The sequence below is a fragment of the Fibrobacter sp. UWH6 genome, assembly GCF_900142465.1.
Taxonomy (GTDB): domain Bacteria; phylum Fibrobacterota; class Fibrobacteria; order Fibrobacterales; family Fibrobacteraceae; genus Fibrobacter.
In genome coordinates this window covers 272,138-282,201 of the sequence record NZ_FRAX01000004.1, presented here as the reverse complement: position 1 = coordinate 282,201, position 10,064 = coordinate 272,138, and the positions used below count along the sequence as shown (strand labels likewise).

General features: G+C 39.5%; 10 protein-coding genes. 3 read left to right on the top strand and 7 right to left on the bottom strand.

Annotated features, from left to right (window positions below):
- The 3 genes from BUB73_RS17205 to BUB73_RS05945 form a co-directional block, all read left to right on the top strand.
- The coding region (locus tag BUB73_RS17205) for a hypothetical protein (protein WP_175552193.1) at positions 1-246 on the top strand (246 nt) is incomplete at its 5' end.
- A gap of 160 nt (positions 247-406) precedes the next feature.
- Positions 407-1,369, top strand: coding sequence for a sugar phosphate nucleotidyltransferase (locus tag BUB73_RS05950; RefSeq protein ID WP_073284353.1), 963 nt, complete (start codon positions 407-409; stop codon positions 1,367-1,369).
- Positions 1,370-1,871: 502 nt separating this feature from the next.
- On the top strand, positions 1,872-2,846 hold the full coding sequence (locus BUB73_RS05945) for a CotH kinase family protein (protein ID WP_170932354.1): 975 nt from the start codon (positions 1,872-1,874) through the stop codon (positions 2,844-2,846).
- Positions 2,847-2,876: 30 nt separating this feature from the next.
- Here the strand turns inward: BUB73_RS05945 and BUB73_RS05940 are convergent, their stop codons facing one another.
- The 7 genes from BUB73_RS05940 to BUB73_RS05910 are packed head-to-tail and all read right to left on the bottom strand — an operon-like array spanning position 2,877 to position 10,064.
- Entirely contained in the window at positions 2,877-3,629 is a 753-nt protein-coding gene (locus BUB73_RS05940) for a WecB/TagA/CpsF family glycosyltransferase (RefSeq protein ID WP_073237597.1), read from the bottom strand.
- Positions 3,630-3,636: 7 nt separating this feature from the next.
- Entirely contained in the window at positions 3,637-4,686 is a 1,050-nt protein-coding gene (locus BUB73_RS05935; protein WP_073284376.1) for a glycosyltransferase family 4 protein, read from the bottom strand.
- Between the two features lie 5 nt (positions 4,687-4,691).
- Positions 4,692-5,852 carry a glycoside hydrolase family 26 protein gene (locus BUB73_RS05930; RefSeq protein WP_073237594.1) on the bottom strand — a complete coding sequence of 387 codons (1,161 nt, stop codon included), beginning with the start codon at positions 5,850-5,852 and terminating at the stop codon, positions 4,692-4,694.
- Positions 5,849-7,009 carry a polysaccharide pyruvyl transferase family protein gene (locus tag BUB73_RS05925; protein WP_073284347.1) on the bottom strand — a complete coding sequence of 387 codons (1,161 nt, stop codon included), beginning with the start codon at positions 7,007-7,009 and terminating at the stop codon, positions 5,849-5,851. Before BUB73_RS05925 ends, BUB73_RS05930 begins: the two co-directional genes overlap by 4 nt.
- Positions 7,009-8,277 (bottom strand): Coenzyme F420 hydrogenase/dehydrogenase, beta subunit C-terminal domain, encoded by a 1,269-nt coding sequence (locus BUB73_RS05920; protein ID WP_073237589.1) that lies wholly within the window; start codon positions 8,275-8,277, stop codon positions 7,009-7,011. Before BUB73_RS05920 ends, BUB73_RS05925 begins: the two co-directional genes overlap by 1 nt.
- Positions 8,278-9,180 carry a beta-1,6-N-acetylglucosaminyltransferase gene (locus BUB73_RS05915; RefSeq protein ID WP_073284345.1) on the bottom strand — a complete coding sequence of 301 codons (903 nt, stop codon included), beginning with the start codon at positions 9,178-9,180 and terminating at the stop codon, positions 8,278-8,280. It lies immediately after the preceding gene.
- Positions 9,177-10,064, bottom strand: coding sequence for a glycosyltransferase family 2 protein (locus BUB73_RS05910; protein ID WP_073237584.1), 888 nt, complete (start codon positions 10,062-10,064; stop codon positions 9,177-9,179). Before BUB73_RS05910 ends, BUB73_RS05915 begins: the two co-directional genes overlap by 4 nt.

The window sequence follows — 10,064 nt, the reverse complement described above, 5'->3', positions numbered from 1 at the left end:
TCTCAACTCAGTGAAAAGAAAAGACAAGATGAATACAATACCCGCCTTGCCAGCGCAGTACTTAAAGCGGAAGCTGCTGCAAAAGAAGCAGCAAAAGAAGCTGCAAAAGAGGCTACTAAGAATAAAACTCTTGAAATTGCAATGACTATGCTAAAACGGAAATACGGCATTAATGAAATCATTTCGATTTGCAGTCTCTCATCCAAGGAAGTCCTTAAACTGAAAGCCTCCTTAGAAAAGGGTTAAAGCAGAACAACAAGCGCGAACTATATGAAAAACTGATGGTCTAAAACCATCAGTTTTTTATCATTGAATTTAAGGGGGAGGATGTTGAATTGTTATCTTTACCCCACAAATTTCTTAAAATCTAGTTGGGTTAAAGATACTTGAATCTAAAGGAGAAAACGTGAAAGTCATTTTGCCAGTTGCCGGAAAGGGGGAACGCATGCGACCGTACACAAACGAGTTGCCAAAGTGTTTGCTTCCCGTAGGCGGAAAAACTATTATTGACTGGATCGTAGAAGACGCTTTAAAGCTCAATCCCTCCGAAACAATCTTCATTACCGGCTATAAAGCCGAGAAAATGGATCAGTATCTGGAAAGCAAACCAAACTGGGGCAAAACACGCGCCATTCTCCAGAGCGACCCCCAGGGGCTAGGTCAAGCCATCAGCTTAGCCCTCCCCTATGTCAACGATGAGCCCCTACTCATCATCCTAGGCGACACCCTCTTTGACGCCGACCTTAGCATACTCAATCCTGTACGTCATTCTGAGCGAAGCGAAGAATCCAGTAACATTCTATTCACCTACAAAGTCGCCGACCCCCGCCGATTTGGCGTAGCAGTCACCGACACCAACGGTAACATCCAACGTCTTGTAGAGAAACCCCAAGAATTCGTAAGTAACGAAGCCATAGTCGGCATCTACTACATCAAAGATGTAAAGGCGCTAAAAACAGCCTTGCAACACCTCATGGATAATGATATCCGAACCAAAGGCGAACTGCAACTGACAGATGCATTGCAGATGATGATTGAAGAGGGCTGCAAATTCCGTACGGCCCCTGTAAAAGAATGGCTAGACTGCGGTTTACCGGAAACCCTGATTGAAACGAACACTTGGTTACTGAACAATCGTCTATCAGGTACTATTGATCAAAACACTGCGGAATTGAATAATCACAACGCAATCATACCTCCCTGCCATATTGGCAAGAATTGCCGTATCGAAAATTCTACTATAGGTCCCAATGTAACCATCGGAGACAATTGCATTCTTAAGGATGCAATAATAAAAGATTGCGTGGTGTGGAACAATGTAGAACGTAACAGCATTAACTGTGAAAACCAGATTATAGCGAACGTATAAAATGAGGTTTTCCTATCTACTGATTGCTTTCTTTTTCTTGATTTTAAACGGGTGTTCAGACTTTTCATCCGACTCAAATGAATTTGAGCTCAGCGGGAAATTTTACGCTTGCGATGGCGATCGCTACGGCGAAATCATTGATGATTCAAAACTCGGCAAGAAACAATACTGTAATGGGTATCGATGGATAGACCTAGTTCCAGAAGATTCTATCGTCACAATTCGCCCAGAATCAAAAGATTCCACCGTCGGAGATTTGTCAGAATCGAAAGATTCTTCACAAATCATGTATGAATGTAACAATGGATCCATTGTTATAAACAAAAATCTCTGTTCTAAAAATCCAAAAGAATATCTCCCCCTAGATGACTCTGAATATCCATACGCAGGAATTCCTAGGATTGTCATTGAAACTGAAAATTTCCGAGCAATCAAAGATCGCGAAACAGAGATTCCAGCAAAGTTTCAAATCTGGGGCGAAAACGCACCAGAAAGTGAAATCATGGAACTGACGATTAAAGGCCGCGGCAACACAACCTGGACCTACGTCAAGAAGCCCTACGCCATAAAATTCAACGAAAAAACGTCACTGTTCGGCATGCCCAAGGCAAAAAAGTGGGTACTGCTGGCAAACTATCGCGACCGCACCCTCATCAGAAACGCACTGGCCTTAGAAATCGCCAGATTCACAGAAATCGGATGGACGCCATCAGGCCGTTTCGTTGAAGTCTACCTCAACAGGAAATTCCTGGGCAACTACTACCTCTGTGAAAAAATCGAACTTTCGAAAAATCGACTCGGTCTAAGAAATAACGCCTACCTGCTGGAATTCGACAAGAACAACAAGGAAAACATCTTCAAAACAAAATACCGAAATATTCCCGCAACGATCAAAGATCCCGATCTCGAAGACCTCTCCGCAGAACAACAGGAGTACATACAAAATTACGTAAACACCCTCGAGACCGCCCTTTACGATAACGAATCCCTGCTGAATCCGGAAGACTACATCGACCTAAAAAGCATGGCGCTGTATTGGATTATCTACGAAGTCGCGACAAACACAGAGCCCAAGCACCCCAAAAGCTTCTACATGCACAAGGACGCAACGACCAAGCTAACCGCTGGCCCCGTCTGGGACTTCGACTGGGAAACATTCTCCTCCACCATCAGCGGAATAAAGCTCGAAAAGGCCATGTGGAACAAAGCCCTGCTCAAGAAGACCCGCTACAAGGAAGTAGTCATCGAGCAGTGGAACAAGTACAAGGAAAAGTTCGGCCAGATGGACAGCTTTATCGATTCGCTTCATACATACATCAGCAAATCGAACGAACGCAACAACAAAATGTGGCCCATAAAAATCAACGACGGCATTATCGGAGACGAAAGCAAATCATTCGACGAAGCCATACTCATGCTAAAGCAAAGCTACAGGAACAGAATCCAGGAACTGGACGAACTGTTTAATAAGCTGTAGCAACTTTTTGTCAAAGGGTACGAAAAATCCTTACGTTTTGAACGGATTTTTGTACACACCCAAAATTTGTTTCAAGAAAAGCCAAAAAAATTTCAAATCATCCAAAAAATATCTACGAAACATTCTTTTGGGTTCTTTAAAGAATCTATAAAGCCATTCCATTGCGCATTTCTGCATAAAAATAGGAGCTCTAGAAATATTCCCCGCTTCAAAGTCAATGGTAGCTCCAAGAGCCATCCAAATATCAACCCCAGGCATGCGATCCTTGTACTTCATTATAAACTTTTCCTGTTTCGGAGCGCCCACTCCAACAAGAACTACATTAGCTCCACTTTCATTAACAATCTGTATGATATTTTCAATCTCATCAAGTTTTCTTTCAAAGCCAAAACTTGGGGAGTGTGCTCCTACAATAATTTCACGTCCAACGGCAGCATTGATTTTTGCTTTCGCTTTTTCAGCAACACCATCCATCGCACCAAGTAAGAAAATTTTGCAATTTTCATCGGCAGCATGATATCTGTAAAATTCTGTGAAAAAACTTGAACCAGGAACAACATCTGGCAACTTGTTTTTCAAGAATTTTGAACAAAAATAGAGAACCATGCTATCACAAACAATCCATTCTGCTTGTTGATACGCCTCATAAAAATCACGATCTTTTTGAAGTTTTACTAAATGATCCAAATTTGGAGTAAAAAGTACACCTTTCTTCAAATCCCGAAGAAGGTCCTCTTGAGTTATCGCCAAAATATCGGTATTTAAAAAACGAATAAACTTCACATTGCTCCTAAAGATTTCTGAAAATCTCTTTTAATTTAATAATATTTGAATCAATAGAAAAGTTATTTTTTATCAAATTATAAGATTTTTCACTGAAATCACTACGTAGCTTTTCATCAACTATCAAATGAAGCAATTTTTCCGTTAGAGCATCAACATCCCCCGGTTCAATAAGAAAGCCATTTTCCCCATCCATTATAACTTCGGGAATCGAAGCAATGTTCGTGGAAATATTCGGAATGCCAGCAGCCATGGTTTCCAGAATAGTCATTGGAAGACCTTCATTATAAGAAGGCAAACAGTTAATCATAGATTTACTAATGAAATCTTTTTTTTGAGCACCATCAATCCAGCCAACATGAGCAATCCTGTGTTCAACGCCAAGTTCTTTGACTTTAGCCCTCACCTCATTTTCACCCATGTCTCCACACAGATAGAACTTGACATCTTCAGGAATCTTGTCATCAAGCCGTTTGATAGCCTCAATCAAGTCAAATGTACCTTTGCGCACACCAAGACGACCCATAAATAGCACATTACGAGCTTCTAACGAATATGGATTTTTTTCATAGGAAGGAACTGCATTATAAAGAACTTCAACTCTAGCGGAAGGTTCTTTATCCTTTATCATGGAAATCAATCGTTCACTAAGAACAATATTCAAATCCGCTTCAGCAAGAGTTTTCCTTATTTTCTCTTTTTGCAGTTCAGAGCACTTTGCATAAAAATCTTCAAATTCAGCGGCATGATGATGCAAAATTACTTTTATTCCATGACGATGAAAAAATTTCATCAACATGGACTTTCTCCAAAAGCTACCACGTTCCGCAGTGTGCAGATGAGCGATATTGTACTTGCGTGTTTTTACTGCAAACAAAATTTTTGCAAATTGAATGGCAAAAAAAATCAAGAGCACCCACTTTTTTGTGTCAAAATGGGTTGGAATAAAATCAATCCTATAATCACCCCAATTTGAATAACTGAGGTAATTTTTCGTCACACTGACCATCCCACCCTTGGTGTTCAATGTGGAGCAGCACATGATAACATTCTGCATAAAAATCATTCACCCTTTCTTTTTATAATGATAGCATTATTACTCAGAAATTCAAGTCGGTCTACTCTCTGCGCCTCGTTTGAAATTTTACTTGTAGACCATAACTGAACCAAGCTCAACCGCACCCCATTCGTTTGCAACAATCTTTTCAATCGATACCTAAAAAATATATTCGTTGTAGAGGAATCTTTATTGTCTGTTTCAAAAAGAGCTGCAACTTTACCTTTTTTTTCAGCCTCACGCGACACAAACTGAGCTCTTTTAATCACATTCTGAAAATCAGTTTCATCCCTCCCGATAGAATAGTCATCAAAACCAATTATATCAACATATTCGTCACCAGGATACCATTTAAAGAAATCAGATTCTTTCCAATGTCGGTCTGGCCCATATCCCCAAAGAATCTGAGCCCGCTGAGCATACTGTTTTATACTTTTCTCTGTTAAAACAAAAAAAGCCTTATAATCCTTTGGAGATACACTGCTTCGGCCCCACCACATCCAATCATCCTCCATCTCATGCCATAGACGAATTATCATCGGTATTGGTTTGCCATCATCATCGACCAATTCATTTAGTATTGAAGCAACCTCTTTTATTCTTGCATCAAACCACTTCGCTGGAGTTTCGTAAACATTAGCGAAGTCATCCTTTGAGCGAAATCTGCCATAGCCACATGTATCACCAGTTCCTTCCAAAATTTCTCGAATCACATATCTATGTTTTGCAGGATAATCGGGAACCTGAGAACTTTTCCTGTATCGACATCCCATATAATTATCAAAATCAGACGGTACATACGGGTTTTCCAAATGCCACGAAAAAGAAGGAATCGCACCATTATCCTTCCACATTTTTCTTACGATTTCAATAATTCTCTTTCGATTATCGGCTTTATAGGTTGAATCAAAGTACGTGCCAGTGGCGTAATAGAAATCCAAACCATAAACAAAAAGGTCCTCGCCAGTAGCCTCTTTATATCCCGAAGAAAAATGGTTCCGCTCACTTCTTGCATCATAAACATGAAACTGACTAAAGTAAGTTTTCCCTTCTTTCGCAGCCTTCAATAAATTTTTACGAACCGTTGAAGCATCACTCCAACTATTCCATTGCGCAAAAGTACAATGGAATAAAATCAGGAATAAAGCCAAGGTTCTCATAATCATGACAAAGATTCTCGCAGGAAACGAATACTTTCTTCCCTCAACGATCTTAACTTTTCATCAACGACATTCCAGTCAACAGCTTCATCAATTTTAAAGACATCCCCTTGATAAAGGCGATTACGATTGATTCCCAAAACGCTAAACAGCGAATCGATTCGAGAATTACGTCCCGTTGCTGCACCTTGAGCAAAACGATAGAACGTCATGAATTGCTTATGGAACTGAATGCTGAATACTGAACAATGAAATGAATCCGTGCAAACATAGGAGGCATTATGAATTAACCGTAGGAATCCATCGGGATCCACATCATAAGGAGCTTCATCACCAAAAGATTCATCTTCGGGAACATATTCGTCCATATGACGCAACGTTACAATCTTGAAACCGGTTTTTGCCTTCAATTCATTTGCAGCCTTGCGAGCCTCTTGATTGTTGCCCAGGAAATAGCAGAAAATATATGGTTCGCCAACTTGTTGAGGCTCAGCAAAAATTTCTTCGCGCCATTCTTCTGCATTCAAAAGCATTGTTGGATCGGCAACGACTTGAGCGACCTGATGGCTCAAAGAATCTACGATTTCCTTCCCCTTTTGCTCACGAACACCAATTTTATAGAAGCGATCGAGGTATTTGCCTGTGGCCTCTTTCTGGAAATTCGGAATTACACTAACTCCAAAACTAGAGGCATAAGCGACCTTGCGAACAGAATCGCTCACAAACAACAAGTTAAAGAATTTATTAGGCAAAGACATAGGAGTCCAAACCTGATCGCTGCCAACGACAACGGCATCATATTGTTTCGAGCCTTCGTGTAAAGCTGAATATCCTACAAAATCCCTAAAAAGAGGAATCAACTTTTTTTCTTTGTATGCCTCAACAATTGCAGTTCGTTCTTTAATTCCTGCTGCATAACGGGGATATTTTTTCATCACCCGTTTCGAAGTCAAGCGCTCTACAATGCACTTAAGCTCACCGCACAAAATCGCATTCAAAACAAAAGCAACTTTCTGTTTTACAGATAATCTCTTTACATAATTTATCACTTCTACCTGAAAACCAAGCTGCAGGATTTTCTTCAAAAGAGCATAGCCAACCAAGGCGGTACCGTAATTGGTATGCCCCTTGCGATAAGCGATTACACAGCCAATTTTTTTCATTAGTAAATCTTAACCTTAGCCTTTAAGAAGGGAATTAGAAACCAAAGCCTTTTATGACGACCGATAAACTGTTGAAGACGAATTTGAGCATAATTTAAAATAGTTTTCAAACCCACTCGGGCATCATACGCCGCCCCAAAATCAGGAGCAGTCTTTCCAAGTTTTTTTAGAAGCATTCCAAAAGAAACATTACGATTTTTTTTTACCTTAGACATAATTTGAGACTCAATCAATTTTGCAGAATCCAAATTTTCTAAAGTTAGTGCACCAGATTTTTTTGCATTTTCAAGCAATTCTCCCCATTTCGTAGTTCTGACAACAACAGAGTTAACACCAATTTTGTCTTCAGAATATGGAGCTATGTGAATGTCACCAAAAGAAACATCGCTCAATTCGCCAAAATGGTCAGCGCATAAAACACAACGTCTTGGGAAAAACATTGATCGTAATGGATGGCTATAGCTTTGATAATCCTCATAAAAGTCTATGTTTTCACCTTTTGCTACCAAGCCACCCAAACAACCATTATCTCGATAAGCAAGATAATTCAATTTATCCAAGTCAATATTTCGTTCCTTCAGCACATATTCTGTAAAATTAAAGGTTCGTGACCCAGAGCAATATACAGAAATCAAACCGCATACTTTTTCTTGCAGTTTTTTGTCAACCGTAAGCAATTTACGCATACCTTCAATTTGACAGGGTACACCAACAACAACAAAACGTTTTTTTTGTTCAGCCTTTAATTCAGCAACAATCCCATACAATGAGGTCGGTGCATATTTGGAGCTTTTAGCAGAAAGAATTTCCGCCTTAGTCTTTGCAATAAACGTTTTAACTTTTAAAAGGGACTCCTTTTCAAACCTTGTGACAACAGCACCATCAATTTTGTCATTTTCTAGTAACCAGATTAAAAATTGACTTAAAGTTCCCCCACTTGCGGCATGGTATCTCAAATCCTGATCATTACTGTGTCCCACATAACAATTCAAGAATCTGCCAATGTATTTATTTTCCTGAACACCATCATCAGTAAATATTTTACCAGCCTGCTCCTGCAAATTAATCCCAACACCAGGACATACATCAAAGCAACGATGGCATCCCTTTGTGTTATTGCATTTACTCAAATCTACTGATGGTCTAAATTCTCCATTGATTACAATCATGGAAATTGCACCAGAGAGACAGGCCCCCTGGCAAACACCACAACCCGTACAAATATTATTTTTGACCGTATATTCAATATTAGGAGTTTTATTTTCCATCTAGCCTTTCACTTTCTCTTCAAAATACTTTATCAACAACTCTGATTTTTTTGGATCAGTTTTTCTAGCAAACCAAAAACACCCTTTTTCAATTTCAGGAATTGCATCCTCGGTGAGTATTCGAGGAGGTTTGTCTTTTTTCGATAGCTTTCTCCAGTCTATATAGCGATGATTATTTTTTTCAATCACGCTAGCAAACGGACTGTTGAATACAATTGTATGAAAAAAGATTTCATCAATGCAAGACGTCCACTGGAATCTTTTTATGTATTTCGGATGATCCTTTAAGAAATCATCTACGTAGCAAATAACATCACGACTTAAAGACCACCACTGAGAGCCCTTATATACAGGCATTTTTAAATCACATCTTGGATAAACACCGATCTTTGAAAAAACTTTTTCCGCCATTTCAATGGAACGGCAAAGGATTGTTTTCAAATTATGGTTTCTTCGGTCAGCAAAGTCGTTAAAATGGAACAGTCTATATCTACTCGACAACTTCCGCAGTCCGCTCCAGTCCATCTCAACCAGGCCCACATAGCCTTTAATTGAATCATTTTCAACCATTCTATCCATTTCGGTTGCAGAAACCAAGGGAAGGTCGCATCCCGAAATCAAGTGGAAATAATCGTAATGGTCTTCAGAGTTCAAAGCCTTTCTAACCAAAGCCAATGTCGCAAGAACCTGAGTGAGTCCCCCCCAATTTACGGAAACCTCACTAAACACAGTGCAGTTTTTCTTTTCTTTTAAAAGGGTGATTGCAGAGTGCTCCAAAAGCAATTCGTTTTTTTTATCAATATGGACGATAAAAAAATGATTGGGAGCATCAAGCATCGAAACCATACGATTTAAATACTCAGGATTATTATGAGCCAAAATCATAAAAACGTGTTTCTTCATTTTCGCAGCTCCATTTTCTTTCGTTCAAGCCACACTCTAAACCAAGGAACTTCTGAAAAGAAATTCAGGCAAAGCCATTTTACAGAAAAGAAAATTCCACAATCTGATTTCACTTTTCCAAAGCCCTTATAAAAAGGGGGAATCGTATTCCAGGCACCCGCTTCAGCTCTCATATTTAGCAATTTTGCATTATGAGGAATCTCAGAAAGATAAGCATCCTTAGACCTTTTTTTCCCCGTTATCCCCCCTTCATTCCATAGCCAATAGTAGATTTTATTTTCAACAATTTCAAAACGATTCGTATTCATCGCAACGTAATGATGGAAGTACGCGTCGTTTCCCTTAGGGACTTCCTCAAATCGCGCGTTTATTCCAAGGACGTATTCTCTTCGGATCATGAAATTCCATGGTCCCTGGATAACATGCTTGACCATTTTTTGCCAATAAACGCTACTTCTATCTTTCAAATAATTAGCTATAGCCACGCTATATTTCTGAGGCCAGCGTTCCTTTTTCTGAACAGGATCCCACGCATAAAAAACATCGTAATATAGGATGTCTATTTCTGAATTGACGTAATTATCCAAAACATTCAAAAAGCCCTCTTCATAACAGTCATCACAATCAGCAAACAGCAACCACCTTCCATTCGCATGATCCAATCCGACATTGCGTGCTTTTCCAGCCCCCATCGAATCAGAAGACGAAAGTTTCAAAAATCTACAATCACTTCTTAATTCTACAGGCTTTTTCGCTTCATCACTATTATCATCGACAACGATGATTTCTACATCATCACGCAAAGGAATCGACGCAATCAATCGATTCAGCAATTCAGGGTTATTATGATGAGGAACAATGAAGGAATACTCAATACCAGACAT

Coding starts and splice junctions, on each gene's coding strand:
- BUB73_RS05945 (WP_170932354.1), top strand. CDS start 1,872: ATGGAACTGACGATTAAAGGCCGCGGCAACACAACCTGGACCTACGTC.
- BUB73_RS05935 (WP_073284376.1), bottom strand. CDS start 4,686: ATGCAGAATGTTATCATGTGCTGCTCCACATTGAACACCAAGGGTGGG.
- BUB73_RS05930 (WP_073237594.1), bottom strand. CDS start 5,852: ATGATTATGAGAACCTTGGCTTTATTCCTGATTTTATTCCATTGTACT.
- BUB73_RS05925 (WP_073284347.1), bottom strand. CDS start 7,009: ATGAAAAAAATTGGCTGTGTAATCGCTTATCGCAAGGGGCATACCAAT.
- BUB73_RS05920 (WP_073237589.1), bottom strand. CDS start 8,277: ATGGAAAATAAAACTCCTAATATTGAATATACGGTCAAAAATAATATT.
- BUB73_RS05915 (WP_073284345.1), bottom strand. CDS start 9,180: ATGAAGAAACACGTTTTTATGATTTTGGCTCATAATAATCCTGAGTAT.
- BUB73_RS05910 (WP_073237584.1), bottom strand. CDS start 10,064: ATGTCTGGTATTGAGTATTCCTTCATTGTTCCTCATCATAATAACCCT.